The sequence below is a fragment of the Pseudomonas sp. BN607 genome, assembly GCF_029871175.1.
GTDB lineage: Bacteria > Pseudomonadota > Gammaproteobacteria > Pseudomonadales > Pseudomonadaceae > Aquipseudomonas.
Genome location: NZ_SSOE01000066.1, coordinates 113,103 through 139,199 on the forward strand (window position 1 = coordinate 113,103; position 26,097 = coordinate 139,199).

22 protein-coding genes and 2 pseudogenes are annotated in these 26,097 nt (G+C 62.9%); 14 read left to right on the forward strand and 10 right to left on the reverse strand.

The window, feature by feature from the left end; genetic code table 11:
* Nucleotides 1–59: 59 nt before the first annotated feature.
* From E8E68_RS23510 to E8E68_RS23520, 3 genes are all read left to right on the forward strand, one after another.
* Nucleotides 60–1,274 (forward strand): MFS transporter, encoded by a 1,215-nt coding sequence (locus E8E68_RS23510; protein WP_280345360.1) that lies wholly within the window; start codon nt 60–62, stop codon nt 1,272–1,274.
* Nucleotides 1,275–1,375: 101 nt separating this feature from the next.
* Nucleotides 1,376–1,513, forward strand: coding sequence for a hypothetical protein (locus tag E8E68_RS23515; protein ID WP_266028662.1), 138 nt, complete (start codon nt 1,376–1,378; stop codon nt 1,511–1,513).
* Nucleotides 1,514–1,596: 83 nt separating this feature from the next.
* A complete protein-coding gene (locus tag E8E68_RS23520) occupies nt 1,597–2,754 on the forward strand; it encodes an MFS transporter (protein WP_280345364.1) in 1,158 nt (385 codons plus the stop codon).
* Between the two features lie 34 nt (nt 2,755–2,788).
* Here E8E68_RS23520 and E8E68_RS23525 read toward each other — a convergent pair whose 3' ends face one another.
* Both E8E68_RS23525 and E8E68_RS23530 read right to left on the reverse strand, forming a co-directional pair.
* Nucleotides 2,789–3,745, reverse strand: a complete 957-nt coding sequence (locus tag E8E68_RS23525; RefSeq protein ID WP_280345367.1) for a FecR domain-containing protein — start codon at nt 3,743–3,745, stop codon at nt 2,789–2,791.
* Nucleotides 3,732–4,247 carry a sigma-70 family RNA polymerase sigma factor gene (locus E8E68_RS23530; RefSeq protein ID WP_280345370.1) on the reverse strand — a complete coding sequence of 172 codons (516 nt, stop codon included), beginning with the start codon at nt 4,245–4,247 and terminating at the stop codon, nt 3,732–3,734. The genes E8E68_RS23525 and E8E68_RS23530 overlap by 14 nt, the downstream gene beginning before the upstream one ends.
* 171 nt (nt 4,248–4,418) lie before the next feature.
* Here E8E68_RS23530 and E8E68_RS23535 point away from each other — a divergent pair, with 171 nt between their 5' ends.
* The 3 genes from E8E68_RS23535 (at nt 4,419) to E8E68_RS23545 (ending at nt 8,637) form a co-directional block, all read left to right on the forward strand.
* The gene (locus E8E68_RS23535) at nt 4,419–5,045 is read left to right on the forward strand and encodes a DNA-3-methyladenine glycosylase (RefSeq protein WP_266028658.1); all 627 of its coding nucleotides are present in this window, start codon (nt 4,419–4,421) and stop codon (nt 5,043–5,045) included.
* Between the two features lie 65 nt (nt 5,046–5,110).
* The gene (gene ada / locus E8E68_RS23540) at nt 5,111–6,169 is read left to right on the forward strand and encodes a bifunctional DNA-binding transcriptional regulator/O6-methylguanine-DNA methyltransferase Ada (RefSeq protein WP_280345373.1); all 1,059 of its coding nucleotides are present in this window, start codon (nt 5,111–5,113) and stop codon (nt 6,167–6,169) included.
* A gap of 56 nt (nt 6,170–6,225) precedes the next feature.
* Nucleotides 6,226–8,637, forward strand: a complete 2,412-nt coding sequence (locus E8E68_RS23545; RefSeq protein WP_266028654.1) for a DUF3772 domain-containing protein — start codon at nt 6,226–6,228, stop codon at nt 8,635–8,637.
* 111 nt (nt 8,638–8,748) lie between these two features.
* On the opposite strand, the gene E8E68_RS23550 is transcribed toward E8E68_RS23545, so the two are convergent.
* The 4 genes and pseudogenes from E8E68_RS23550 to E8E68_RS23565 form a co-directional block, all read right to left on the reverse strand.
* Nucleotides 8,749–9,015 (reverse strand): hypothetical protein, encoded by a 267-nt coding sequence (locus E8E68_RS23550; RefSeq protein ID WP_266028653.1) that lies wholly within the window; start codon nt 9,013–9,015, stop codon nt 8,749–8,751.
* 683 nt (nt 9,016–9,698) lie between these two features.
* A complete protein-coding gene (locus E8E68_RS23555; protein ID WP_266028652.1) occupies nt 9,699–11,129 on the reverse strand; it encodes an aldehyde dehydrogenase family protein in 1,431 nt (476 codons plus the stop codon).
* A gap of 13 nt (nt 11,130–11,142) precedes the next feature.
* Nucleotides 11,143–12,642: pseudogene (locus tag E8E68_RS23560) on the reverse strand (cytosine permease).
* Between the two features lie 92 nt (nt 12,643–12,734).
* A complete protein-coding gene (locus E8E68_RS23565) occupies nt 12,735–13,124 on the reverse strand; it encodes a nuclear transport factor 2 family protein (protein WP_280345378.1) in 390 nt (129 codons plus the stop codon).
* A gap of 204 nt (nt 13,125–13,328) precedes the next feature.
* Between E8E68_RS23565 and ppk2 the strand changes: the two genes are divergently transcribed.
* Genes ppk2 through E8E68_RS23595 form a run of 6 tightly spaced genes read left to right on the forward strand, consistent with a single transcriptional unit; the run spans nt 13,329 to nt 20,142 of the window.
* Nucleotides 13,329–14,147, forward strand: a complete 819-nt coding sequence (gene ppk2, locus E8E68_RS23570) for a polyphosphate kinase 2 (RefSeq protein WP_266028649.1) — start codon at nt 13,329–13,331, stop codon at nt 14,145–14,147.
* Between the two features lie 36 nt (nt 14,148–14,183).
* Nucleotides 14,184–15,380 carry a monovalent cation:proton antiporter-2 (CPA2) family protein gene (locus E8E68_RS23575; RefSeq protein ID WP_266028648.1) on the forward strand — a complete coding sequence of 399 codons (1,197 nt, stop codon included), beginning with the start codon at nt 14,184–14,186 and terminating at the stop codon, nt 15,378–15,380.
* A 40-nt stretch (nt 15,381–15,420) separates the two neighbouring features.
* Nucleotides 15,421–16,518, forward strand: coding sequence for an AI-2E family transporter (locus E8E68_RS23580; protein WP_266028646.1), 1,098 nt, complete (start codon nt 15,421–15,423; stop codon nt 16,516–16,518).
* Nucleotides 16,519–16,521: 3 nt separating this feature from the next.
* Nucleotides 16,522–18,036 carry a TolC family protein gene (locus E8E68_RS23585; RefSeq protein ID WP_280345381.1) on the forward strand — a complete coding sequence of 505 codons (1,515 nt, stop codon included), beginning with the start codon at nt 16,522–16,524 and terminating at the stop codon, nt 18,034–18,036.
* Nucleotides 18,033–19,130, forward strand: coding sequence for an HlyD family secretion protein (locus tag E8E68_RS23590; RefSeq protein ID WP_280345384.1), 1,098 nt, complete (start codon nt 18,033–18,035; stop codon nt 19,128–19,130). The genes E8E68_RS23585 and E8E68_RS23590 overlap by 4 nt, the downstream gene beginning before the upstream one ends.
* The gene (locus E8E68_RS23595) at nt 19,120–20,142 is read left to right on the forward strand and encodes a DUF2955 domain-containing protein (RefSeq protein WP_280345387.1); all 1,023 of its coding nucleotides are present in this window, start codon (nt 19,120–19,122) and stop codon (nt 20,140–20,142) included. The genes E8E68_RS23590 and E8E68_RS23595 overlap by 11 nt, the downstream gene beginning before the upstream one ends.
* 19 nt (nt 20,143–20,161) lie before the next feature.
* Here E8E68_RS23595 and sulP read toward each other — a convergent pair whose 3' ends face one another.
* Nucleotides 20,162–21,874 carry a sulfate permease gene (sulP, locus tag E8E68_RS23600; RefSeq protein WP_280345389.1) on the reverse strand — a complete coding sequence of 571 codons (1,713 nt, stop codon included), beginning with the start codon at nt 21,872–21,874 and terminating at the stop codon, nt 20,162–20,164.
* A 38-nt stretch (nt 21,875–21,912) separates the two neighbouring features.
* Nucleotides 21,913–22,836 carry a LysR family transcriptional regulator gene (locus tag E8E68_RS23605; protein WP_004575690.1) on the reverse strand — a complete coding sequence of 308 codons (924 nt, stop codon included), beginning with the start codon at nt 22,834–22,836 and terminating at the stop codon, nt 21,913–21,915.
* A gap of 116 nt (nt 22,837–22,952) precedes the next feature.
* Here E8E68_RS23605 and E8E68_RS23610 point away from each other — a divergent pair, with 116 nt between their 5' ends.
* Together E8E68_RS23610 and E8E68_RS23615 are read left to right on the forward strand one after the other, a co-directional pair.
* Nucleotides 22,953–23,801, forward strand: coding sequence for a type 1 glutamine amidotransferase domain-containing protein (locus tag E8E68_RS23610; protein WP_266028640.1), 849 nt, complete (start codon nt 22,953–22,955; stop codon nt 23,799–23,801).
* A gap of 15 nt (nt 23,802–23,816) precedes the next feature.
* Nucleotides 23,817–23,960, forward strand: a pseudogene (locus E8E68_RS23615) (SDR family NAD(P)-dependent oxidoreductase); the annotation flags it as partial.
* 95 nt (nt 23,961–24,055) lie between these two features.
* On the opposite strand, the gene lgt reads toward E8E68_RS23615, so the two are convergent.
* Both lgt and E8E68_RS23625 read right to left on the reverse strand, forming a co-directional pair.
* Complete coding sequence (gene lgt / locus E8E68_RS23620) at nt 24,056–24,874, reverse strand: prolipoprotein diacylglyceryl transferase (RefSeq protein ID WP_266028636.1); 819 nt, start codon at nt 24,872–24,874, stop codon at nt 24,056–24,058.
* A 499-nt stretch (nt 24,875–25,373) separates the two neighbouring features.
* Nucleotides 25,374–26,096, reverse strand: coding sequence for an SDR family oxidoreductase (locus E8E68_RS23625; protein ID WP_280345403.1), 723 nt, complete (start codon nt 26,094–26,096; stop codon nt 25,374–25,376).
* Nucleotide 26,097 lies beyond the last annotated feature (1 nt).

A 26,097-nucleotide genomic window follows, 5' to 3' on the forward strand; every position in this document is an offset into this window, starting at 1 on the left:
TATGTATCTATTTGTTTCCCGATAATCGGATCCCAACCCGAGGACGGAGATTCAGCCCAATGGCCACCAGTAGTGCCTCCACCGCATCCACCCAGGCAGCGGCAAGCCAAGCCACGCCTCTGGTGATGCGCATCATTGGTTTCTGTGCCCTGGCGCATTTGATCAACGACCTGATCCAGTCGGTATTGCCGGCGATCTACCCGATGCTCAAGGCCAACTACAACCTGAGCTTCGCCCAGATTGGCCTGATCACCCTGACCTTCCAGATCACCGCCTCGTTGTTGCAGCCCTGGGTTGGCTTTTTCACCGACCGTCGGCCGACGCCCAACCTTTTGCCGCTCGGCACCCTGTGCACACTGGTAGGTATCGTGATGCTGGCGTTCGTCGGCAGCTTCCCGATGATCTTGCTGGCGTCAGCGCTGGTCGGCATTGGTTCGTCAACCTTCCACCCAGAAACCTCGCGTATCGCGCGGCTGGCTTCGGGCGGGCGCTTTGGCCTGGCCCAGTCCACGTTCCAGGTTGGCGGCAACACCGGTTCCGCTTTGGGCCCGTTGCTGGCAGCGGCCATCGTGATCCCGTTCGGCCAGACCCATGTCGCCTGGTTTGGCGTGGCCGCGCTGTTCTTCCTTGGCGTCACCCTGATGCTGCGTGGCTGGTACAAGGAACACCTCAACCAGGCCAAGGCCCGCAAGGCGGTGCAGGCCACCCATGGCATTTCGCGCAAGCGCGTGATCGCGGCGCTGATCGTGCTGGGCCTGCTGGTGTTCTCCAAGTACTTCTACATGGCCAGCTTCACCAGCTACTTCACCTTCTACCTGATCGAAAAGTTCGGTGTGTCGGTGGCCAGCTCGCAGTTGCACCTCTTCCTGTTCCTCGGTGCGGTGGCGGCCGGTACCTTCTTTGGCGGACCGATCGGTGACCGCATCGGGCGCAAGGCGGTGATCTGGTTCTCGATCCTGGGCGTGACGCCATTCACCCTGGCGCTGCCGTATGCCGACCTGTTCTGGACCACGGTGTTGAGCGTGGTGATCGGCTTTATCCTGGCGTCTGCGTTTTCCGCGATTGTGGTGTACGCGCAGGAACTGGTGCCGGGCAGCGTGGGCATGATTGCCGGGATTTTCTTCGGGCTGATGTTCGGCTTTGGCGGGATCGGCGCGGCGCTGCTGGGGTATGTGGCGGACCTGCGTGGCATCGAGTATGTCTATGGGGTGTGTTCGTTCCTGCCGTTGTTCGGGCTGCTGGCGGTGTTCTTGCCAAGCACTGGCAAGCGCTGAAATTGCCGGGGGCTGCCCTGCAGCCCCGACAATTGACGATTTGATCACTGTTGGCCTAGAGTGCCGCCTCTTTTTTCAATGCCCACAAAGTAGCCAACGCAATGCGCCGTTCCCAGTCCCTGCCCAGCGCCCGTCAGCCTGCCCTCCAGGCCCTGCGTCGTGCGTGGCCGAGCGACACGGTGCTCAAGCGCCGCCGCAGCGTGCTGTTTGCCTTCACCTTCTCGCCACATCTCGCCTGAACTGATCTGCGCTTTCGCGTCGCCCGCCATCCCGGCGTGCGCGCCTGTGTCTGCACGTCTTTTCGGTTGGCAAGGAGTGGTACATGAACATGCGTTTGCTGGCGGGCCTGTTGTTCGCCGTATCGGTAGTGGGTTTCAGCCTGGGGGCCAGCCTGCCGCTGGTTTCGTTGCGCCTGCATGAGGCGGGGGCGAGCACCCTGGAAATCGGCATCCTCTCGGCCATCCCGGCGGCAGGCATGATGCTCTCGGCATTTCTGGTGGATGCCTGCTGCCGCCATCTCACCCGGCGCACCATCTACTTGCTGTGCTTCAGCCTGTGCACGGTCAGCATTGCCTTGCTCGAGCCGGCATTCGGCTCGCTGTGGTTGCTGGCCCTGCTGCGTCTGGGCCTGGGTCTGGGTATGGGTATCGCCATCATCCTTGGTGAGTCGTGGGTCAACGAACTGTGCCCGGAGCACAACCGCGGCAAGATCATGGCCCTGTACGCCACCAGCTTCACTGGCTTCCAGGTACTCGGCCCGGCCATGCTCGCCGTGCTGGGCGCCGACAGCCCATGGATCACTGGCGTAGTGACCGCCTGTTACGGGCTGGCGCTGCTGTGCATCGTGCTGACCGTGCCCAACGACCATGTCGAACACGAAGAAGGCGAAAAGAGCTTCGGCCTGGCCGGGTTCTTTCGGGTGGCACCGTCGTTGTGCATGGCGGTACTGTTCTTCTCGTTCTTCGATGCCGTGGTGCTGTCGCTGTTGCCGGTGTATGCCAGCAGCCATGGTTTTGCCGTGGGCGTGGCGGCGTTGATGGTGACCGTGGTGTTTGCCGGCGACATGTTGTTCCAGCTGCCGCTGGGCTGGCTGGCCGACCGCGTCGAGCGTACCGGCTTGCACCTGGTGTGCGGGCTGGTGGCGATGGCGATCGGCATCGGCCTGCCGTGGCTGCTGAACATGACCTGGCTGCTGTGGCCCCTGCTGGTGGTACTGGGCGCAGTGGCAGGGGGCATCTATACCCTGGCACTGGTACTGATTGGCCAGCGCTTCAAGGGCCAGGACCTGGTAACCGCCAATGCCAGCGTGGGTTTGCTGTGGGGTGTAGGTAGCCTGGTCGGGCCGCTGGTCAGTGGCGCGGCGATGGGCGTGGCGCCGCATGGCTTGCCGATGGCGCTGGCGCTGATGGCTGGGTTGTTCGTGTGCTTTGCCCGGCAGTCATTCCGCGCTGCGGGGCGCTTGCGAGCGGTAGCGGACTGACAAGCCTGCGCGGCCCTGCGGGGCCACATAGGCGTCAAGCTGCTCCAATACTTACCCAATACCGGGTGCGGTATTCCACCCGCACCGGCAGGCTATGGCTGAGCAGTTGCAGGATCTCCCCGGTATCGCTCAGCTGGTAGGTGCCAGACACCTTCAGGTTCGCAACTTCGGGCGCACAGCGCAGCAGGCCTGGGCGATACCGCGCCAACTCGGCGACAAACTCCCCAAGTGGCATCTGCTGCACGCTCAGCACACCGTCTGTCCAGCCCCAGGGGTCGCTATGCAGGGTCACGGCCTGGAAGCTGCCGTTGGTCGACACCTGCAAGGTCTCACCTGGCAGTACCTGCCGGGCCGTGGCTGATGCAGGAAACAGCGTGACCGCACCGCGGCGCACGGCTAGCAGCAGGCCCTGGCTGTTTTCTCGCAGCAGCAGTTGGCCGTCGACAGTGGCCAGCGGACCGACGCGTGTCTCGATCAGAAACGGGCGATTGTCGTTGGGGTTACTCTCCAGGCTCACTTCGCCGTGTACCAGCTCCAGCCGGCGCTGCGCACTGCTGTAGTGCAGGTCGATGGCGCTGGCGGTGTTCAACTGGATACGGCTCCCATCGCTACCTCGCAACTGCCGGCGCTCGCCGGTAGCGGTGCTGCTGTCGGCCAGCAGTTCAGGCAAGCCCAACGGCTCACGCGCAGCCAGGCCCAGGCTGCCGCCCACGGTCAGCAGCGCCAGCAGCTTGAGGTGGCTGCGACGGCTGCTGTGTTGTTGCTGGCTGCCGTCCAGGGTGCGCCGGCTCAGGTCCTTGGGCAGGCCGGCCAGTTCGTCACCGAGCATGCTCACGCGGTGCCAGGCCAAGGGGTTGTGCGGGTGGCTGGCCAGCCATTGCTGAAATTGCTGCTGAGTACGCGGGCAGGGCCTGTCGAAGCGCAGCTTCACCAGCCAGTCGATGGCCTGGTCAACCTGCGCCTGCGCAGGTGTGCCATCAGGCGTCGACATAACGCAACCGATAGCAGACGCGCAGGGCGGTGGCGAGGTCGCGCTCGATGGTCGCTCGGGACACTTGCAGATCCTGGGCGATCTGCACAATGCTCAAACCGTCGAGCTGGGCCAGCAGAAAGGCCTGGCGGGCGCGCGGTTTGAGTTGGTGCAAGGCTCGGTCCAGGCGTTCCAGTGCGTCCAGGATGACCAGCCGATCTTCCTCGCTGGGCACTTCGGCTTCGGGCAGGTGAGCCAGGCTCTCCTGATAAGCCCGCTCCAGGGCCCGACGGCGGAACTGGTCGATCATCAGGCCACGGGCGATGCTGCTCAGGTAGGCGCGCGGCTCCTTGAGCGGCGACACCTGGCGCGCGCGCAACACGCGCACGAAGGTATCCTGGGCCAGGTCGGCAGCGTGCTCGCTGCAACCCACCCGGCTACGTAGCCAGCCCCGCAGCCAGGCATGGTGGGACTGGTAGAGCAGAGCGACCTCGGCCGGTTTGAGCGTGTCGTTGATCTGCATCGTTGCGAAGACCCGGTCCCATGGAATGTGCGAATGTGAACAGTTCTCAATTCTATGCGGGGATGATGGCGCGGGGCAATGGCATGCCAGGAATTAGCCGAGCAAGATCCGGCGTTTGTCCGATGAACGGCTGCGCTAAGCTGGACCTGCAATCGACCTGATGGAGGTGCCATGATTCTGGCCGACCTTTCCCCTGAGGCTTACCGCGAAGCCAGCGAACACCTGGCGGCACTGGACCCGGACTGGTCGCGGCACATCGCGGCGACCGGGCCTTGTCTGCACCAGGCTACGCCTGGGCGCGAACCGTACGAGGCACTGGTGCGGGCGATTGCCTACCAGCAGCTGCATGCCCGTGCGGCCGAGGCCATCCTCGGGCGGTTGCTGGCGCTGTTCCCGGAGGATGCGTTCCCGCAGCCCGAGCAGTTGTTGGCGGTTGCCCCGCAAACCCTGCGCGCCTGCGGCTTCTCGGCGAGCAAGATGGCGACGATCCAAGGCATTGCCCAAGCCCGGCTGGAAGGGCTGGTCCCTACACGCGAAGCGGCGCTGGCCATGGCCGACGAGGCGTTGATCGAGCGCCTCGTAGGGTTACGCGGGGTAGGGCGGTGGACGGTGGAAATGTTGCTGATCTACAGCCTGGAGCGTTCGGACATTCTGCCGGTGGACGATTTTGGCGTGCGCGAGGGCTATCGTCGGCTCAAAGGCCTGGACAAGGCGCCGACGCCAGCGCAAATGCGCTCGCTGGGCGGCGGCTGGCGGCCTTACCGCACCGTGGCGGCCTGGTACCTGTGGCGGGCCTGAGGTTTCGGCATTGCCTGTAACGGCCCCCCTCCGGGCACACGCCACAACGATCTGGAAGCTTACCCATGACTGCGTTCACCACCTCCAACCAACGCTGGCAAGCCGTCGAATCCCGCGACGCCGCTGCCACCGGCCACTTCGTCTACGCCGTGCGCACCACCGGCATCTACTGCCATCCAAACTGCAAGTCGCGCCTGGCCAAACGCAGTAATGTCGAGTTCTTCGACACACCTGCCTGCGCCGAAGCCGCCGGTTATCGCCCCTGTAAACGCTGCTTCGCCCCCGCCAATGCCAGCACCAACCGCCACAGCCAGCTGGTGACCCGTGCCTGCCGCCTGATTGAAACCGGCGACCCCACCCCTAGCCTCGACCAGCTAAGCGCGCAACTGGCCGTCAGCCCGTTCCACCTGCACCGGCTGTTCAAGGCCGAAACCGGCGTTACGCCCAAGGCCTACGCCACTGCCTTTCGCGCCCGGCGCCTGCGCGCGCATCTGGAAGACGGCCAGCGCTCGGTCACCGATGCCATCTACGACGCCGGCTACAACTCCAACAGTCGCTTCTATGCCAGCGCCGACCAACGCCTTGGCATGCGCCCACGGCAGTACCGCGCCGGCGGTGCCGGAGCAACTATTCACTTCGCGTTGGGCCAATGTTCATTGGGCGCGATCCTGGTGGCACAGAGTGATAAAGGCATCTGTGCGATCCTGCTGGGCGATGACCCCGAAACCTTGCTTTACGACTTGCAGGACCAGTTCCCCAAGGCCCGCCTGATTGGCGGTGACAGTGCCTATGAACGGCTGGTCGCCGAGGTGGTCGGCTTCGTCGAAGCCCCGGCGCTGGGCCTGGCCCTGCCGCTGGATGTGCAAGGCACAGCGTTCCAGGAGCGGGTGTGGCAGGCCCTGCGCGAGGTGCCGGTCGGCAGCCGGGTCAGCTATACCGACATCGCCGAGCGTATCGGCGCCCCCAAGGCTGTGCGGGCGGTCGCCATGGCTTGCGCAGCCAATCACATTGCCGTGGCCATCCCCTGTCACCGCGTGGTGCGCCGGGATGGCGACATCAGCGGCTACCGTTGGGGCGTCGAACGCAAGCAGCAGTTGCTGAAGCGAGAAACGGCACTCTCCTGAAGCCCTGAAGCCGCGTAGAATCCACCGCCAAATCGAATTGTGAAGAGGAATATTCGATGAGGCGTGTCAGCCTTGTTCGTTTTTGCCCTGGCCTGATGGCCATGCTGGCCCTGATGCTGGTACTTGCCAGCCCGGCCTGGGCGGCCCCGGCCACCCCTTTGTCCAACCTGGCCAACGCCGAAGCCTCCGCACTGGATGAAAACGCCAGCATCGAAGAGTTGAGCGATCGCCTGGACCAGATTCGCCAGGGCGTTAGCAGCGAAGCCAATGACGACGTGCTGTCGCAGTTACGCCTGTCAGCCATGCAGGTTCAACGCCAGGCGGACGCCCTGAGTGCGCAGCGCACCACCGATGTGGAAAAGCTCGACGACAAGCTCAAGGTGATTGGCCCGGCGCAGCCAGACGAGGCGGCCACCCTGACCCAACAGCGCAAAGCCCTCGAGGCCGAGAAAAAGGCCCTGGTGGCCCAGCAGCAGCAGGCCACCAAGCTGACCCAGTCGGCCCGCGACCTGTCTACGCAGATCGTCAACCTGCGCCGCAGCCAGTTCAACTCGCAGATCACCAGCCGCGCGGCTACGCCACTGAGCCCGGCGTTCTGGCAGAGCATCATCCGCCCCACCCAGGACGACGTGGCGCGCCTGCGTGACCTGCGCGGTGAGGTGGCTGATGCCATCGGCAGTGCCTTCAGCGCCGAACATCGCTGGCTGTTCATGGCCAGCCTGGTAGCTGCCATCCTGGTGTGGACCCTGGTGCGCCTGTGGATAGAACGCCTGCTGGCCAGTGCCATGGTCAGGTGGCTGCCCGAGGGCCGTTTACGCCGCAGTGCCTTGGCACTGGGTGTGAGCCTGGCCACACTGGGCACGATCGCCGGTTCGGTTTCGCTGTTGCGCTGGGGGCTTGAGAGCAGTGCCGAGCTGGGCTCCGATATCGCCAGCCTGGTCAACCATGTGCTCGCGTTGGTGGTGTTCAGCGCCTTCATCACTGGCCTGGGCCGTGCCATGCTGATGTTGCAGCGCCCGTCATGGCGCCTGCCACCCATTCATGACGAAGTGGCCAGCGCGCTGGGCTGGTTCCCTAAGGTGCTCGCGCTGGCGCTCATGGGCATGATGACCATGGAGCGTATCAACAGCGTGATTGGCGCCAGCCTGGCGCTGACCGTGGCCGTCAACGGCCTGACCGCGCTGGTGGTAGCGATGACCTTTGCCGGCGCGCTGCTGCGCTACCGGCGCACACTGCGTACGCATGACCTGGAGCGCCCGACCGGCCTGGCCGGCTTGATCCCGTTCGTGATGGTCATCTGGCTGACGCTGATCCTGCTGGCCCTGGTCACCGGCTACCTGACGCTGGCCTACTTCCTCACGGCCAAGTTGCTGTGGGTCAGCCTTGTGGTCACCTGCGCCTACCTGCTGACCACCTTCCTCGGTGACCTGTGCGAGACCTTGTTGTCACCACGCCTGCCCGGTGGCCTGGCACTGGCCTCTACCCTGGGCCTGGCGCCACGTCACCAGGCCCAGGCCAGCACCATCCTGGCCGGTATCGGCCGTACCGTGGTGCTGTTCCTGGCACTGTTGCTGACGCTGATGCCATCGGGCACCAGCCCGAGCGAGCTGCTGCTGAGCCTGGGCGACTGGGACGGGACCGGCGGCAAGCTGCTCGGCAACCTGAACATCGTGCCGCAGGACATCCTGCTGGCGCTGGGGATTTTCCTCGGTGGCATGTTCGCCATTCGCGTGGTCAAGCGCTGGCTGAGTGAGCGCCTGTTGCCGGAAACCGATATGGATGCTGGCATGCGCGCCTCGCTGGTGACCCTGGTGGGGTACCTGGGCTTCCTGTTCCTGGCCATGCTGGTGATGTCGACCCTGCGTATCAACCTCACCAGCCTGACCTGGGTGGTCAGTGCCCTGTCGGTGGGTATCGGTTTCGGTTTGCAGCAAATCGTGCAGAACTTCATTTCAGGCCTGATCCTGCTGACCGAGCGCCCGGTGAAAGTGGGGGACTGGGTGAGCCTGGCAGGTGTAGAAGGTGATATCCGCCGCATCAACGTGCGCGCCACCGAAATCCAGATGTCCGACCGTTCGACGGTGATCGTGCCCAACTCGCAGTTCATCTCCCAGAACGTGCGCAACGTGACCATGGGCAATGCGCTTGGCGTGGTCGGCATCACCCTGACCCTGCCGCTGGAAACTGACGCTAACCGGGTGCGCGAGCTGCTGCTGGCGGCCTACCACGAACATGAAGCGATTCTGGATGCCCCGGCGACGTCGGTGTCGTTCAAGGACCTGACGGCCAGTGGCATGGTGATTGGCGTGAGTGGTTATGTAGCGGGGCCGCGGCAGGTGTCGGGGACCCGGAGCGACCTGTTGTTCACCATTCTTGGGCGGTTGCGTGACGAGGGCATTCCGCTGTCTTCGCCGCAGAGCATGGTGCTGGTGCAAGAGGGTACGCGCCCCGCTGATGAATCGGCGTAAGGGCCGTCTCGGGGTAAGTTGGATCGCCGCTCTCACAGGACTGTATATAACTCTTCGAGTTAGCAGGGCCCCTGTGGGAGCGGTCTTGCGAAACGACCCGCAAATCAATTTTCAATGCCCTGTGATTTCGCCTACATCTCGCATCAGGACCAGTTCATTGAGCGCCCTGACCATCTGCACGTTATGCACGGTATTGACCAACATTCCGATGCCAGGCTCGCCGGCATTGCCGCAGATGTATTCGTCCAGAGTGTCTTCGATACCGCGCAGCAATTGGGAAGCGTACAGCAGCGCCTCGGGCGAGGGCATGTCGTTGTTGATGGTGTAGAACGTGCGGGGGGAGGTTTTGGCGGGTGGATCAGGGACTACTTTTTTCATGCATTACTCCTAGATCGGTCAGGAGCTGATGCCCATTCCCTCTCACAGGTTTGGGTGGCAGCTGTACGCGGGGTGAGAGACCGGTGATCTAGGAAACCGGCCAGGACGAATCCTGCCCGCGCACAGCTACCGCTGAGGTTGCAGCTAGATCAACACAGGCTCTCACACCCGGTCGCCGAATTTGACGACACAGGGAAATTAGCCCTGATGCTGATAATCAACAACAGAGAAACGGCAGCGCCGTGCGTAGGATAATTCCCAATCAGGTTGTTCTTGAAGCATTTGGTTTTAGGTTGGGATTTTTCTTACGAGGGATTGATTGGGAATGCATGGCTGGAGATTGGGTGAGGGCCACCATGTGTTCGCCATGAGTAGTTCAGCGCCTGTTGGATCGAGCGCCGCCCGCGCGGCGCATCGCGACGCAAGGCCGCTCCCACATCTGTTTCGGGCCAATCACTCCTGTGGTATTGGCGCGCGCCCCCCTTGTTTGTTCCATTCGATAGCGATAGCTGATCATTTGCTCTTCTGCTATCGCCAGCCCTGCACCAAGGGTGCGCGCGCCAAAGGAGCAGGAGTAACTGGCCCGAAACAGATGTGGGAGCGGCCTTGCGTCGCGATGCGCCGCGCGGGCGGCGCTCGATTTCACAGGCGCTGAAAATGTTGTGACAGGCACCTGGCGACCATCACCCCAAACACCGCGTCACATGCTTGACCGATTGGTAGGCCGACAACCCCCAAGGCCCCAGTTCACGGCCGATCCCGCTACCTTTGGTACCGCCCCACGACGTCTCGACGAACACCGCCTGCACCGAGTTGATCCACACATGGCCAACCTCCAGCGCATCGGCCACGCGCTCGGCGCGCTCCAGGTCCGCAGTGCACACCGTCGCCACCAGGCCGAAACGGCTGTCGTTGGCTTCGGCGATCGCCTGTTGCTCGGTAGCAAAGCGCCGCGCGCACAGCACCGGGCCGAAGATTTCCTCGGTCCACAAGCGGCTATCCTTCGGCACATCGGCATACAGCGTCGGGCTGACGAACCAGCCGTCGCGGTCCAGTGTCTTGCCACCGGCCAGGCACTGCAAACCTTCTTCACGCGCCGTGGCAAAGTAGCTGGCAACCTTCAACCACTGGGCTTGGCTGGTCAGCGGGCCCATTTCGACCTCTTCGGTCAGCGGGTTGCCCACCCGCAGGTTTTCCAGCGCCGCCTGCAGGCGCTGCAGCAGGGCATCGGCAATGCCGTCCTGCACCAGCAGGCGCGAAGTGGCTGAACACATCTGCCCGGCGTTCCAGCTTATGCCAGCGACAATCCATTCCACAGCCTGGTCGACATCGCAATCATCGAACACCACGATCGCCGACTTGCCGCCCAGCTCCAGCGTTACCGGCCGGCACTGCGCCGACGCACTGCGCATCACCTGGCTGCCTACGCTGTTGCTGCCGGTGAACGACAGTTTGTCCAGGCCGTTGTGGCTGCTCAGCGCGGCACCGGTCTCGGCTTTGCCGTTGACGATATTCAGTACCCCGGCCGGCAGGCCCAAGGTGTCGGCGATCTGGCCGTAGGCCTGCTCGACCAGCGGGGTCACCTCCGAAGGCTTGAGCACCACGGTGCAGCCGGCGGCCAGGGCCGGGGCAAGCTTCCAGGCGCTGGTCACCAGCGGGAAGTTCCACGGCACGATCAGGCCGACCACGCCCACCGGCTCCAGGCGAGTGCGGGCGGTGAAGCCCGGCGCAGCCAGCGGCACGTCACGGTTTTTTGCCGGCAATTGCTCGGCCAGCTCGGCGTAGTAGCCGAAGGTGGCGATGGCGTCGTCCAGGTCAATCTCTGCCTCGTGGCGCGGCTTGCCGTTGTTGCGCATCTGCAGGGTGATCAGCGCTTCGCGGCGCTGACCAAGCTGTTCGGCAAAGCCTCGCAGGTAAGCGGCACGCTCGCTGGCGCCGGTGCTTTTCCAGGCGGGCAGGGCAGTACGGGCGGCGGCCACGGCCTGGTCGACCTGCTCGACGCTGGCAGCCATCAGTTCGGCGAACGGTTGCCCCAGCGCAGGGTCGTTGACGCTGATGCAGTCGCTGCCTTGGCCTTCGACCCAGCGGCCGGCTATGTAGTGGGAAGTGGTCATGGTCGGTTTCCAGTCAGGCCATTTCGGCAGTGGTTACAGGCGTGTGCGCAGTACTTTTGCTGCGCACCCAGCGCGGGCCCTGAGGGCCATACACGCCAGCAGGTTCAGGGAAAAGGTTGAGCAATAGCAGGTACAGCACCCCTGCCAACCCAAGGGTGACCGGTAGGCTCAGGTCGACGCCAGCGGCCAGGTCGCCCAGCGGGCCGACGAACTGCCCCGGCAGGTTGACGAAGCACAGGCCGACCGCCGCGCTGGGGATCCATGCCCCCATGCCGCGCCAGTTCCAGCCGTGCAGGAACCAGTAGTGGCCACCACGCTGGCCGCGGGTGAACACCTGCAGGTCATCGGCGTGGTAGAAGCCGCGGCGTGTGATCAGGCCGAGAATCATGATCACCATCCACGGGCTCGTGCAGGTGATGATCAGCACGGCAAAGGTGGACACGCTTTGCACCAGGTTGAAGGTGAAGCGACCGATGAAGATGAAGCCGATCGCCAGCGCGCCGATCAGCAGCGTGGCGCCTGCGCGGCTGAGCAGGCGCGGGAATACGCTGGACATGTCCAGGCCGGTGCCATACAGGGCGGTGGTGCCAGTGGACATGCCGCCGATCACGGCAATCAGGCACACCGGCAGGAAGAACCAGCCAGGGGCAACGGCCAGCAGGCCGCCGACATAGTTGTTGGTGGCGATGTAGTCCGGTGCCTGGGTGGCCACCAGGGTGGCGGTGCACAGGCCGAACAGGAACGGAATCAGCGTGGCACCCTGGGCCGCAATCACGGCCAGCATGATGCGCGCCTTGGGTGTTTCACGCGGGATATAGCGTGACCAGTCACCCAGAAACGCACCGAACGACACCGGGTTGCTCATGGCCAGGATCGCTGCGCCGACGAACGCTGCCCAGAAGCCGGCCTAGCCGAGGTTGACGCTGCCCGCGTAGCCCGCATCGAACGGCCCGGCAAAGGCAACGATGCCCAGCAGGAACAGTAGGCTCGAAGCCCACACGGCAATCTTGTTGACCCACAGCATGAAGCGGAAGCCGAAGATGCACACCACCAGTACCAGCACTGCGAACAGGCCGTAGGCCAGGCCCAGGGTCAGGTCGGTTTCCGGAAGGCCGGCCAGGCGTTTGGCGCCACCGACCAGGGCGTCACCCGAGCTCCATACCGACAGTGAGAAGAACGCCACAGCGGTGAGTAGCGACAGGAACGAGCCGACGATGCGCCCGTGTACACCAAAGTGCGCGCCCGACGATACAGCATTGTTGGTGCCGTTCAGCGCGCCGAACAGCCCCATCGGGGCAAGGATCAGCGCGCCGACGCCAACGCCGAGCAGAATGGCCCACACACCGGCCTGGAACGACAGCCCGAACAGCACCGGGAAGCTGCCCAGCACGGCCGTGGCAAACGTATTGGCGCCGCCAAAGATCAAACGAAACAGGTCCAGCGGGGAGGCGTCGCGTTGATCGGCGGGGATCTGTTCGACGCCGTTGGTCTCGATACCGGTCGAGTGGCTCATGGTAATGCTCCAGCGCGGTTGTTGTGGGCCGGCGCGTGCGCGGGCCTTCTTGTGGGTGCGATGGCAGGGCGGCAGGGCCGCAATAAAGGTGATCAGGCCGGTGATACGACCGACAGGTGCTCGTGGCAGGCGAGCCACTGGTCCCCGTGGCGACGGAAGACAATGGTCTCGCGCTCGCGCAACTGGTGTTCTTCACCGGCAATGCGGATATGCGTGGCCACATCGTGCATGAAGACCGCCACGTCACCCTGCAGGCTCACTTGGGCGTTACCCGATTCGCAGGCCAGCACGGTAAAGCCGTCGGCCTGCCACTGGGCCCAGAGATCTTCGTAGGCACGGCGCGACAGTAGCGGTTGCGGCAAGGTGTGGAAAAGGAAGGTGGCGTCTTCGCTGAAGCAGGCGAAATAGCGGGCGGTATCGTTGCTGGCGAAGGCGGCAACAAGGTCGGCGGCGGCTTGCCGTACCTGAAGTGTCTGGTCCACGGGAGTGGCCTCACGGTTTTTGTGATTGTGGTGAAGCGATTCTGGTGGCGCTTGCCGGGGGGAAAAATCGCTGGCAGCAAATAATCAGTTCAGGAATTTGTGAAGTGACAAGCCTGCCACAGTCCCTGCACCAATCTGCAAGCGAAGCGGCAAACTGGTATTCGTCGACCATACTGAAGCTTCATTCACCTTCAGGAGAGTGTCATGTCGAAGCCGTCCAAGAAGAAGCCCTCCCAGGAGCAATCAGAAAAGTTGGGCGGCAAGGCCTACGAAAAAGCCCTCAAGAGCCTGCATGTAGAGTTGGTGAAGCTGCAGGAGTGGGTGGTGGCCAAGGGCCTGAAGCTATGCATTGTTTTCGAAGGCCGTGATGGCGCCGGCAAGGGCGGTACCATCAAGGCTATTACCGAGCGCGTCAGCCCGCGGGTATTTCGGGTGGTAGCACTGCCCGCGCCGACCGAGCGGGAGAAGACGCAAATGTACCTGCAGCGTTACCTGGGCCATCTGCCAGCGGCAGGTGAAGTGGTGATCTTCGATCGCAGTTGGTACAACCGTGCGGGCGTTGAGCGGGTGATGGGCTTCTGCTCCGGCGAGCAAGCGGACAAGTTTCTGGCCGGTGTCCCTGGGTTCGAGAGGGTGATGGTCGACTCGGGGATCATCCTCATCAAGTACTGGCTTGAAGTCAGCGCCGAAGAGCAGACCCGGCGCCTGCAGGATCGCATCAACGACGGCCGCAAGCTGTGGAAGCTATCGCCGATGGACCTCAAGTCGTATACCCGCTGGGATGACTACACCAAGGCGCGGGACGACATGTTCCAGGCGTCGGATACCGCATGGGCACCGTGGTTCGTGGCCCATTCCAACGACAAACGTCGCGCCCGGCTGAATATCATCAGCCATCTGCTCAGCCGCATTCCCTATCAGGACATAACCCGCGACCAGCTGGTGAAGCTGCCCAAACGCGGCAAGATCGGCAAGTACAAGGCTGTCGCCTACCCGTTCAAGGTCGTCGAAGAACGCTTCTGAACCCCTCCCTCCCGGGAGCTGCGAAGGTACGAGCTCATGCCACATGACGGCAGCCTGCTGCAGGCGACGGTGGTATTTCTTCTGGCTGTGGTGCTTCTGGTGCCGCTGGCGCAGCGTCTGAAAATGGGCGCAGTGCCGGGATACCTCTTGGCGGGAATCTTGATTGGCCCGTCGGTGCTTGGGCTGTTGGGCAACCCGGACAACGTGGCGCGGCTGTCGGAAATGGGCGTGGTCATGCTGTTGTTCGTGATTGGCCTGGAGCTTTCCCCGCGGCGCCTTTGGACCATGCGCCGGGCGCTATTTGGCGTCGGCAGTTTGCAAGTGGGGCTGACCGCAGTGCTGCTTGGGCTACTGGCATTCTGGCTGTTCGATCAATCGAAACCTGCCGCTATCGTGCTGGGCCTGGGCCTGGCGCTGTCGTCCACCGCCTTTGGCTTGCAGGTACTGGCCGAGCGCAAGGACCTGGGTAAACCTCATGGCCGCCTGGCCGTGGCCATCCTGCTGTTCCAGGACATTGCCGCCATTCCCTTGATTGCCGTGGTGCCGTTGCTCGGTGGCGATGTCAGCACTGCCGACGAAGGGGCCTGGCCGTTGCTGGCCGTGGCTGTCGGTATCGGCCTGCTGATCGTTTTCGGCCGCTATCTGCTGACCCCGGTATTCAAGTGGACGGTGGGGTCGGGCCTGCCTGAGCTGTCGACCGCCACGGCATTGCTGGTGGTGCTAGGCACCGCCTGGTTGATGGAGCATGTGGGCGTGTCGATGGCGCTGGGGGCGTTTCTGGCCGGTGTGCTGATGGCCGAGTCGCCTTTTCGCCACGAGCTGGAAACCCAGATCGAGCCGATCAAGGGCTTGCTACTGGGGCTGTTTTTCGTAGGTGTAGGCATGAGCGCCGACCTGCGTCTGCTTTTTGGCATGCCGCTGATAGTGCTAGGCCTGACCGTGCTGCTGGTGGCGATCAAGCTGCCCTTGCTGTATGGGCTGGGGCGCACGCTGGGCGAGCTCAACAAGGCCCAGGCGCTTTGCCTGGGTGTGGTGCTGGCCTCGGGGGGCGAGTTCGCCTTTGTGGTGTTCAAGCTGGCGCTGGCGCACCAAGTGCTCACACAGCAGGTACACGACCTGCTGGTGCTGGCCATCACCTTGTCGATGGCGGTGGTGCCCTTGGTCATGATGGCCCTGGCGCGGCAGCTGCGCGATGAGAGCCCTGTGCAGGCATCCCCTGAAACGGGCCAGTGAATTGCGCCTAGCTGGCGCATTGAGTAACGGGAGGTGAATCATGCAGTCGAGTTTCAAACTGGACAGCGCCCTGTCGCGGGGCTTGCTCGATGTGCTCATCAAGGCCGGTCTGGTGGCAGCCTTGGTGATCTTCGCCTTTCAGGTGTTTCAGCCGTTCCTGGAGCTGATGCTGTGGGCGGTGATCCTGGCGGTTACGTTGTACCCCTTGCATTGCCGTATCCAGCGCCGCACCGGGCTCAAGCAAGGCTATGCGGCGACGCTGGTAGTGCTATTGGTACTGGTGGTGCTGCTGGTGCCTGTCTACCTGGTGATGATGTCCATCGCCGAATCGGTGGACAGCCTGGTGACGCTACTCAAGACCGGCGCCTGGAGTGTGCCGGTCCCGCCTGATTCCGTGGCGACCTGGCCACTGATCGGGCCGAAGGTGCATGCGCTGTGGTTGGCGGCCTCCGAAAACATGGCCAGTGTGCTGAACCAATGGCTGCCCCAGATCAAGGGGGCCGGGCTGACGGTGCTGGGCGCTGCGGCCAGCGCCGGTGGGGCCTTCCTGCTGTTCATCGGCGCGATCCTCATTTCCGGGGTCATCATGGCCTTCGGTGAACGAGGTGAAATCGCTGCGCAGCGTATCGCCATGCGGGTTTCAGGCGCAGAGCGCGGTAAACCCTTGGCCACGCTGTGTACGGCTACCATTCGCGCGGTGGCACAAGGGGTGATCGGCATTGCCTTCATCCAGATGCTGCTGATCGGTGTTGGTTTTATCGTCAAAGGGGTTCCCGGTGCCGGGATGCTGGCCATCGTCATCCTCATGCTGGGCATTGCACAGGCCCCGGCGACGCTGGTGACCTTGCCGGTGATCATTTATGTGTTCAACGCCGAAGGCTTCACGGTGGCGACCATCATTTTTGCCGTCTACACCTTTGTCGCCGGCCTTGCCGACAACGTGCTCAAGCCGCTGCTGCTGGGGCGCGGGGTCGATGTACCAATGCCGGTGGTACTGATCGGGGCGCTGGGCGGCATGGTGGTCAAAGGCATCATCGGTTTATTCATTGGCCCGGTAATCCTCGGCGTGACCTATGTGTTGTTCTGGCAATGGGTTGCGCTGCAGGTGCCGGAGCAACCAGCACCCCCTGCTGCCTGAGCCATGCCCAACTGTTGCCATGGCCTGGTGTTACTGATGCTACTGGCTGGTTGCACCCAGGTCGGCCCCGATTTCGAAACGCCCCAGGCGCCGTGGCTGGACGGCTGGAGCACACCTTTGCTGGAGCAGGCAGGGCGTAGCGCCGCCACCCCTGACATGCGCGCGTGGTGGGGGATGTTTGCCGACCCGATGCTGGACGCGCTAATTGCCGAGGCCGACGCCAACAACACCAACCTGCGCGTGGCGGGCCTGCGTATCGCGGAGGCTCGCGCCCAGTTGGCGATCGTGCAGACCGGGCGTTATCCACAGTTGCAGCAACTGAGTGCGCAGAGCCTGTATCTGAAGCAGGACCAGTCAGGTACCTCCACCGCCCGTGATTCGGTGTTCTGGCAATCCAGCGTCGGTTTCGACATCGGCTGGGAAATCGATTTCTGGGGCCGCTTCAGTCGCGCCATCGAAAGTGCCGACGCCGTCTACTTTGCCTCCCAGGCCAATTACGCCGACGCCATGGTGCTGCTGCGTGCGCAGGTGGCCGACACTTACTTTGCTCTGCGTACCGCCGAAGCTCGGCTGGCTATCGCCCAAGAGAACGCCAAGCGCCAGGCGCGTAGCCTGGAGATCACCGAGCGGTTGTTCCGCCACGGTGAAAATGACGAACTCGACTGGCAGCAGGCGCGTACTCAATACCTGGCGACCCAGGCCACCATTCCCGAGTTCGAGAACCAGCTCAATGCCCTGCGCAATGTGCTGTGTTCGCTGCTCGGCCGCCCGCCTGGGCCGCTGCCGCAGCTGGCGGCCGGCCATGGCCAACTGCCCTTGCCAGATCGGGCAGTGCTGCAGGATGTACCGGCCAGCCTGCTGCAGCGCCGCCCGGACATCCGTGCCGCCGAGCAGGCAGTGGCGGCGCAGTCGGCGCTGGTCGGGGTGGCCGAGGCCGATCTTTATCCACAGCTGAGCTTGCTTGGCAGTATCGGCTGGACCTTTCTATCGGCCAATCATCTGCCCAACACCTTCGACCTGGCGGCTGGCCCAAGCCTGATCTGGAACCCGTTCGACTATGGCCGGCGCAAGAACACCGTACGCGTGGAAGATGCCCGCTTGCAGCAACTGATCGAGTTGTACCACCAGGGCGTGCGCGAAGCCGCCCGTGAGGCCGACGATGCCGCCAGCGGTCTGGTGCGCTCGCTGCAGAGTGCTGCCATTCGCGACCAGGCCTCCCAGGCTGCGCAACGCTCGCTGAACCTAGCCAGTTCGCAGTACCGCGAAGGCTTCGCCGATTTCCAGCGCGTGCTCGACGCCCAGCAACTGCTGTTGCAGCAACAGGACGGTTACCTGGTCAGCCGTGGCAACGCGGTCAGCAGCCTGGTGACTTTGTACAAGGCCCTGGGGGGTGGTTGGGACGCCAGCCGCGCGCCGATCGACCCGGCCACCCGCCAGCAAATGCAGCAACGCACCGACTGGGGCGAGTTGCTCGACGAGCCAGCCCCCACCGCGCATGCACAAGGTGAAACCGAATGAGCGACGCCACGCCAACGCCGCCCCCGTCAGCCCCGGATCGCGGCATGCGCTGGGTGCTGCTGCTGATTGCGGTCAGCCTGCTCTGGTACTTGCTGGCTGACCGCTATACCCCGTATACCCAGCAAGCTCGCCTGCAGGCTTACGTGGTCCCGGTGGCCGCCGAAGTGGCCGGGCAGATCAAGCGTGTGGCCGTAGGCAACAACCAGGAGGTGCGCCAGGGCGATGTGCTGTTCGAACTCGATCAGGAGCAGTACCGCATTGCCTTGGCCCGTGCCGAAGCCGACCTCGATACCGTGCGCCGGCAAATCGGCGCCAGTACCGCCGGCATCGATTCGGCGCAGGCAGCGCTGGTGGCCGCCCAGGCCAACGAACGCAAGGCGCGCCAGGACGCCGAGCGCCTCAAACGGCTGATTGACGAGGACCCCGGTACGGTGTCGGTGCGCCGCCTGGAAGGCGCCCAGGCCACCCGCGACCAGGCCATCAGCCAAGTGGCGGCAGCCCGCGCAGAGGTAGAGCGCGCCCGTGAGCAGCAGGGCGGGGCACAGGAAGACAACGCCCAGCTGCGCAGTGCTGCGGCCAATGTGGAAAAGGCCCGCCTGGACCTTGCCCGTACCGTCGTGCGTGCCGACGCGAACGGGTTGATCACCGACCTGCGCACAGACGTTGGCCACTATGTCGGGGCGGGCAGCCCGATGATGAGCCTGATCAGTATCCATGATGTGTGGATAAGTGCCGACATGACCGAGAACAACCTCGGTCGCTTGCGCCCTGAAACCCCGGTGCTGGTGGTGCTCGATGCGCTGCCGGGCACCGTGTTGAAAGGGCGTATACGCAGCATTGGCTATGGCGTGAGCGTGGGTCAGAGCACGCCGCCGGGTACGCTGCCGACCGTGCAGAATAGCCGCGAGTGGCTGCGTTCGGCGCAGCGCTTCCCAGTGATTGTGGAGCTGGAGCGCGACCAGCTTCAGGACAAGACCATGCTGCGGGTCGGTGGTCAGGCCGAGGTCATGGCCCTGCCCAGCGAAGGCAACCCACTGAACCTGCTAGGCCGGTTGTTCATGTGGCTGATGAGCTGGCTGTCGTATGCCTATTGAATGGCGCCGCCTGCGGGGACTGCGCCTGGCCTGGGGCGTATCGCTGTGCCTGGCCGTGAGCTTTGGTATCGGCTTGCCGGTGCCGATCCTGGCACCGGTGTTTGCGGTACTGTTGCTGGCCATGCGCAGTCAGCCATTGCCCCTGCGTGCAGCACCGGCCCTGGCGCTACTGGTGCTGCTCGCTTGCGGCAGCGGGTTGCTGCTGATTCCGCTGTTGCGCCATGCGCCGTTGGCCGGGGTGTTACTGGTCGGGGTGGGTGTTTTCCTGACCTTGCGCTATGCACTGAAGGGCGGCAACGGCCTGCTGGCCAACCTGCTGGTGGTCGGCCTGACCATGATCGCTGCTGCCGGCACCAGTGACTTCACCCTGGCATTGTCGGTGGTCGAAGCGCTGGCCAAAGGCATGCTGCTGGCAGTGCTGGGCACGTCGGTGGCGCATACATTGTTCCCTGAACCTGCCAATGCGCCAGCACAACCGGTGCCGCCGCTGCTGGGCAGCGAGCATGTCAGCTGGGTGGCGCTGCGTGCCACGCTGATCGTGATGCCGGCCTTTCTGCTGGCGCTGATCGCCCCGGACCAGTACATGCCGCTGATCATGAAAGCAGTCAGCGTAGGGCAGCAGGCCGGCGAAACCCGTGCGCGGCACGCCAGCCGGGAGCTGATCGGCTCAACCTTGCTTGCTGGCGTGTTGGCGATACTGCTGTGGGGGGCGTTGAGCCTGTTCGTGCACCTGTGGATGTTCTTCCTGTGGGTGCTGCTGTTCGCCCTTTGGCAGGCGCGGCGGCTGTACCAGGCCGTGCCGAATCGGCAGAGCCCGGCGTACTGGGTCAGTTGCCTGACGACCATGTTGATCTTGCTGGGGCAATCGGTGCAGGACAGTGCAGGTGGGCAGGATGTGTACAAGGCGTTCGCGGTGCGTATGGCGCTGTTTCTGGCGGTGTCGGTGTACGCCAGCGCCATGTTGATCTGGATTGACCGGCTTCGGAATCGGCGCGGGCTTCTTCGCAGTTAAGGCCGCTCCCCCAGGCCATTCAGGGCTGCCAATCAACCCCGCTCTCTTCCAGGTAGGCATCCACCGCTGCGCCCACCGTTGGATGAAAGGCCTTCTCCCCCATATGCTCGAACAACTCGAACTGCCGCATCTTGTCCTTCACCGGGTCCTTCATTTCGGCGAACTGCAACTCCACCCCCCGCGCCTCCAGTGCCCGGTCCAGTTCGGCCAGCATGTCCGCCGAAGTGATATCGATGCTGGTCACCGGCTCAGCGGCAATGACCACCCGCTGTACCGGCGTTGGCGACGCGTCTACCGCCGCCATCACTGTGTTCTGGAACTGCTCGGCGTTGGCAAAGAACAACGGCGCGTCCCAGCGCAGCAGCACCAGCCCTGGAATACGCCGGGCCTGTGGATAACGCTGCATGTCATGGTAACCGCGCAGCCCATCCGCCCGGCCAAGCACCGCGTGGTGCGGCCGCCAGCCGTCCCACAGGAACTCGATCACCGACACCACCACGGCAATGCAGATACCGGGAATGGCGCCGAACACTGCCACGCCGACAAAGCAGGTGAACGACAGCCAGAACTCCCACTGCTGCATGCGGAAGATACGCTTGAGGTCGGCAAACTCGAACAGCCCCAGTGCAGCGGCAATCACCACCGCAGCCAAAGCGCTGTTGGGCAGGTGCTGCATGAGATTGGGCGCTACCAGCAGCAACAGGGTTACCGCCAGCGCGCCGATGATGCCGGTGAGCTGGGTCTGCGAGCCGGCGGCTTCGGCCACTGGGGTGCGCGATGAACTGCTGCTGATCGGAATGCCCTGGAATAGCCCCGAGGCCAGGTTGGCCACGCCCAGGCCGAACATTTCCTGGTTGGGGTTCACCGGCATCTTGAGGCGCGCGGCATAGGAGCGTGACAGCACACTGGTGTCGGCGAACGACACCAGCGCCACTGCAATCCCGCCCAGTAGCACCTCGACCAGGTCAATGTCGCTGACCCAGGGGAAGACGAAGCCGGGCAGGCCCTGGGGCAATTGCCCGAGTACCTTGACGCCCATCTGATCGAGGTTGAGCACGCTCACTGCCAGCGTCGCCAGTACCACGGCGATCAGGATGCCCGGCAGGCGCTTGAACGGTTTGAGCAGCAGAATCAGCGCCAGGCTACCGGCACCCACGACAAAGCTTGGCCAGTGCCCTTGGCCGGCGTATAGCGCCTGGCCCAAGGACCAAAGGTCGCGCAAGGGCCCTTCGCTGTCGACTTTGATGCCGAACAGCTTGGGCAGCTGGCTGATCAATACGGTCAGGGCGATGCCGTTCATGTATCCATAGCGGATGGGCTTGGACAGCAACTCGGTGATAAAACCCAGGCGCAGCAGCCCGGCAATCACACAGAACGCCCCGGCGACCAAGGCCATCATGCTGGCGATGGCGATCGCCCGCTGCGGGTCGCTGGCCGCGTATTGCACCACCACCGCCAGGATCGGCGCGGCCAGCGCCGAGTCCGGGCCCAGCACCAGGATACGGCTGGGACCGAACAGGGCATAGGCCAACAGGGGGATGATGGTGGCGTACAGGCCATAGATGCCGGGGACGCCGGAAGCCTCGGCGTAGGCGATGCCCACAGGCACCAGCATGGTGGTGAGCACCAGGCCGGCGGCGATGTCCTTGGGTAGCCAGGCTGCCTTGTAGTGGAGCAGGGTGACCAGGCCGGGTAACCAGCGTTGCCAGTCGAAACGAGTGGGGTGGGGCATGGTGTCGGCTCGGGGCGAGAAGGGCGCTGAACCTCAGCTTAGATGCTGGGATCGAGTGCCGCTTTGCGGCCCGTTGTCATCAAAGAATCGATCAATGCCCTGCTAGCCCCCGACAGCTGGCGATGTGGCGGATAGATGACCGAGAAGGGCCGTCGGGCCCCCTCGTAATCCTCCAGCAAGCGCACCAACCGGCCCCGCTGCAGGCGTTCTGCGACTATGAACTCGTAGGTCTGGCAGATCCCGACACCTTGCTCGGCCAGTGAGATGCACCCCAGCACATCGTCCGCCACCACCGGATTTCCCTGCGGAACGAAGAGCAGCTCCTCCTCTCCTTGACGGAACTGCCAAACGCCTGGCCTGCCATTGCTGGGCATGATGAAAGGCAGGCAATTGTGTCCGGCCAGCTCCGCCAGTGATTGCGGCCTGCCGGCACGCGCGAGGTAAGCTGGCGCGGCCACCAGGCATAGTCGAGCCTCCTCTAGCCGACGCGCCACCAGGCTACTGTCCGGCAGGTCGCCAAGGCGAATAGCCAGGTCATACCCTTCGGCCACCAGGTCGACATTACGATTGGTGATGTTCAACTCGACCTGCACTTTCGGATAGCGCAGGGCGAAGGCTGCCAGCATGGCCGGCAACCGGTGATGCCCATAAGTGGTCGGTGCGCTCAGGCGCACACGGCCCTGTACTTCGCCATGGCCGCTCAGGGCTTGCTCTGCGCTGGCGATCTGCTGGAACGCAGCGCGCGCCTGCTCGACGTATTCCAGGCCACTGTCGGTGAGGCTCAAGCGACGCGTGGTACGGCGTAGTAACTGCACCCCCAGGTGCAACTCAAGCCGCGAAATGGCCCGACTAACCACCGACGGGGTGGTCGCCAAGGCCACCGCTGCTGCACTGAGCGAGCCACGTTCGACCACTTCCAGCAGCGCCTCGACATCCCCCAGGTGGCCAAACCGTCGCGCCATTTTGTTCTCCAAAGCAAAAATGCTTTTCTACAGGCCCAATTTATCGCTTGTCTGATCGCCAATAAAGTGTCGGTCAGTGCACGGCATCCCGCCTGTGCCTGAATGGAGGGAATGCTATGCGCACTTACCAACGACTGGCCCTGGCTGCTGTCATAGGCAGCGCGAGTCTGGGCGCTCATGCGGCGAACGTCCTTGTGGTACTGTCTGACGAGAGCCACCTGGAGCTTCGCGACGGCAAGGCATTTGCAACCGGTTTCTACCTCAACGAACTGCTGGAACCGACCAAAACGCTGCTGGACGCAGGCCATCACGTAACCTTCGCTACTCCCCTCGGTCGCGCGCCGACGTTGGACCGCAGCTCGGCCGCGGCCCAGTACTTCGGCAACGATCCGAAGCAACTGGAGCAATATCTGGCGCTGCTGGATCAGCTGCAGCTTACTTCTGCGAAGCATTCGCCGGTGATCAGTCTGTCCCGCGTGGAGCAGATTGGTTATAGCAAGTTCGATGCAGTCTATGTGCCTGGCGGCCATGCCCCGATGCAAGACCTACTCGCCGACCCGGCGCTGGGGCGCCTGCTTCGCGCTTTCCACGCCGAAGGCAAAACAACCGCGCTGGTCTGCCACGGTCCTATTGCTCTGCTTTCGGCGCTGGAACGGCCGCAGAAGCTGATCCAGGCACTGGAGAACGGGAACCGGACAGCAATGCCTGAAGACTGGATTTATACCGGTTACCGCATGACAGTCATCAGCAATCAGGAAGAAGAACAGGCCAAGGGCCTGCTCGGCGGAGGGCAGATGAAGTTCTATCCGCAGACCGCCCTGGAGCGAGCTGGCGGGCAGTATAAGAGCAACCCGTCGCCGTGGGCGCCTAATGTTGTCATCGACCGCGAATTGATCACTGGGCAGAACCCGGCGTCAGCGGCCCAGGTGGGTCAAGCCATATTGCATCGTCTGCAGAAACACTAATGGTAAAGACATGCAATGACGCAACGTACTTTTCTTATTACAGGAGCCAGCAAAGGCATCGGCCGGGCAATCTCCGAGCAACTGGCGGAGGAGCGCCATCAAGTCGTTGGTATCGCTCGCCAGGCTGGGGATGCCAGCTTCCCCGGCGAACTGAGAGCGGGAGCCCCTGCCTATAAAGACTGCTTCTGTGCGCGTTAGGGGGCAGACTGCGCCTTCATCCACACGCATCATCCACCTTCTCCACACCGCTTGGGTTAAGCCTGTGCTGACCCAGCCATTTTCTTGTCATCGCGTGCAATACAAGCGATCGACCACCAGGTCAGCATCCCGCCTATCAATACCATTGGAAGGCTTAGGTATTGACCTGTGCTGAACAGCTGGTAGGCCTCGTAGGCGGCCTGTGGCTCCTTTAAAAACTCGAGGACCAAGCGTGCCGAAAACACCAGGGTCAAGAACACTCCAAACAACAGGCCATGGGGAGTGCTGTGCTTGAATTTTTTGTAGCAACCAAGCAGAACCAAGAACGTCAGCAGATAGGCTACCGCCTCATAGAGCTGAACGGGATGGCGTGGCATTGCATCAACAGACTGAAATACGACGCCCCAGTCTGAGTAGGTAGGCTTGCCCAGAATCTCAGAATTCACAAAATTGCCGATCCGTACAAACGCTGATCCCAATGCTGCGGGAAGGCTTGCTCGGTCGATCAGCCAGAGGAGGGGCATCTCCGATCTCAATGATCGAGATCCAAACCATAGTCCAATCAGTACACCGATCATTCCACCGTGGCTAGCCAGGCCACCTTCCCAAACACGGAGGATCGACCAAGGATTGCTGAGATAGTATTCAGGGTCGTAAAGGAAACAATGGACAAGTCGCGCGCCGACTATGGCGCCGACAACCGCGTAGTAAAATAACCGCTCTGCGTAATCCGGGTTGACGCCCTCAGCCTTGAAGATGCCTCTGAGTATTCTTTGCGCAGCCAGGAATGCTCCGACGAAAAGTACCCCGTACCAGTGGATAGTGAATGGCCCGAAAGTCACCAGGACAGGGTCAAAACTCCAGTGGATAGTCATGTGTGTTGCCTCTAAGAGTGTTGGTCGTTTTCTTCATCTGTGCGGGCATAAAAGTGTGATGGGCCTGTCACTTGGCACGCCCGGGGTGTCTTACGGTTTTTGGCGAGGCTGAAAACTAAGGCTGAAGCTTTTAGATTAAAAGAAGGTTATTTGCTCACCACGATCGTAAAGGTGCCGCATGTCTGAACTTCAGGACATAAGGTCGCTGTTAGGTGAACATCCAATTTGGTAAACGTTTGTGCTGTGCTGAGTAAACAGGTTAGAGACAGCTCGATCGTATCCCTGAGCCTTTTAACCAACACCGCTACCTCAATGGGGGTATCGATTGGGGTCTCCGATCCAGTCAATACAGGCCGCTCTGACTTGCCACCCGCTAAGCCCCCAACAAGCCCTGCTCATGAGTCAGATGATGTTCTTGATTTCGAGTGGGCCGTTAGGCTCAAGCCAACCCGCTTCCGTTGGTTGGCCAAGCCTCGCAATTAGGGCGCTATTCCTGTTATCAAAGACCGCTTCGACCGATCGATGCGCCACCGTCAACGTAGATTGTCTGCCCAGTAATGAAAGCGCTGCCCTCTCCGAGCAGGAAGGCCACTGCCGACGCGACCTCTTGTGGCTGCCCTAGCCGCCCCATCGGCACCGCGGCGATATAGGCAGCTTCGCCTGCGCTGCCCACCGGATTACCGCCGCGGAACAGTTCGGTCTCGACCGGCCCTGGAGCGACCGCATTAACTGTGATTCCGGTTTGTGCCAGTTCCAGCGCCCAACTGCGAGTGAAGCTAATCAGTGCTGCCTTGGCGGCCGCATAAGATGTGCGCTGGCGAATACCAAGCACGGTCAGGCTGGAGATGTTCACCACGCGCCCCCAACAGCGCTTGCGCATCCCTGGCAGCAGCGCTTGGGTCGCCTGCAGCGCGGGGTGCAAGTTAACCCGCATAACCTCATCGAAGCTTGCCAGATCAACGTCTTCCAACATCTGGGGACGGACCAAGCCGACGTTGTTTACCAGGCCGTCGAACTCGTAGTGTTTCGTCAATTCCGCCAGCATCGCAAACAAACGCTCTGAGTCGCTCAGGTCCCCGGCGATCAATTCGCCGGGGAAGCTGACATCATCAGCCTGGCGAGCAATACCAACGACCTGATGGCCCTCTTCCACCAGTTGCTCGGAGATTGCCCGGCCGATGCCCTTGCTGGCTCCTGTGATCAGAAAGGTACGTTGCGTCATG

Bases quoted from the DNA above. Each gene is read 5' to 3' on its own strand.
- E8E68_RS23510 (WP_280345360.1), top strand. From the start codon at position 60: ATGGCCACCAGTAGTGCCTCCACCGCATCCACCCAGGCAGCGGCAAGC.
- E8E68_RS23515 (WP_266028662.1), top strand. From the start codon at position 1,376: ATGCGCCGTTCCCAGTCCCTGCCCAGCGCCCGTCAGCCTGCCCTCCAG.
- E8E68_RS23520 (WP_280345364.1), top strand. From the start codon at position 1,597: ATGAACATGCGTTTGCTGGCGGGCCTGTTGTTCGCCGTATCGGTAGTG.
- E8E68_RS23525 (WP_280345367.1), bottom strand. From the start codon at position 3,745: ATGTCGACGCCTGATGGCACACCTGCGCAGGCGCAGGTTGACCAGGCC.
- E8E68_RS23530 (WP_280345370.1), bottom strand. From the start codon at position 4,247: ATGCAGATCAACGACACGCTCAAACCGGCCGAGGTCGCTCTGCTCTAC.
- E8E68_RS23535 (WP_266028658.1), top strand. From the start codon at position 4,419: ATGATTCTGGCCGACCTTTCCCCTGAGGCTTACCGCGAAGCCAGCGAA.
- ada (WP_280345373.1), top strand. From the start codon at position 5,111: ATGACTGCGTTCACCACCTCCAACCAACGCTGGCAAGCCGTCGAATCC.
- E8E68_RS23545 (WP_266028654.1), top strand. From the start codon at position 6,226: ATGAGGCGTGTCAGCCTTGTTCGTTTTTGCCCTGGCCTGATGGCCATG.
- E8E68_RS23550 (WP_266028653.1), bottom strand. From the start codon at position 9,015: ATGAAAAAAGTAGTCCCTGATCCACCCGCCAAAACCTCCCCCCGCACG.
- E8E68_RS23555 (WP_266028652.1), bottom strand. From the start codon at position 11,129: ATGACCACTTCCCACTACATAGCCGGCCGCTGGGTCGAAGGCCAAGGC.
- ppk2 (WP_266028649.1), top strand. From the start codon at position 13,329: ATGTCGAAGCCGTCCAAGAAGAAGCCCTCCCAGGAGCAATCAGAAAAG.
- E8E68_RS23575 (WP_266028648.1), top strand. From the start codon at position 14,184: ATGCCACATGACGGCAGCCTGCTGCAGGCGACGGTGGTATTTCTTCTG.
- E8E68_RS23580 (WP_266028646.1), top strand. From the start codon at position 15,421: ATGCAGTCGAGTTTCAAACTGGACAGCGCCCTGTCGCGGGGCTTGCTC.
- E8E68_RS23585 (WP_280345381.1), top strand. From the start codon at position 16,522: ATGCCCAACTGTTGCCATGGCCTGGTGTTACTGATGCTACTGGCTGGT.
- E8E68_RS23590 (WP_280345384.1), top strand. From the start codon at position 18,033: ATGAGCGACGCCACGCCAACGCCGCCCCCGTCAGCCCCGGATCGCGGC.
- E8E68_RS23595 (WP_280345387.1), top strand. From the start codon at position 19,120: ATGCCTATTGAATGGCGCCGCCTGCGGGGACTGCGCCTGGCCTGGGGC.
- sulP (WP_280345389.1), bottom strand. From the start codon at position 21,874: ATGCCCCACCCCACTCGTTTCGACTGGCAACGCTGGTTACCCGGCCTG.
- E8E68_RS23605 (WP_004575690.1), bottom strand. From the start codon at position 22,836: ATGGCGCGACGGTTTGGCCACCTGGGGGATGTCGAGGCGCTGCTGGAA.
- E8E68_RS23610 (WP_266028640.1), top strand. From the start codon at position 22,953: ATGCGCACTTACCAACGACTGGCCCTGGCTGCTGTCATAGGCAGCGCG.
- lgt (WP_266028636.1), bottom strand. From the start codon at position 24,874: ATGACTATCCACTGGAGTTTTGACCCTGTCCTGGTGACTTTCGGGCCA.
- E8E68_RS23625 (WP_280345403.1), bottom strand. From the start codon at position 26,096: ATGACGCAACGTACCTTTCTGATCACAGGAGCCAGCAAGGGCATCGGC.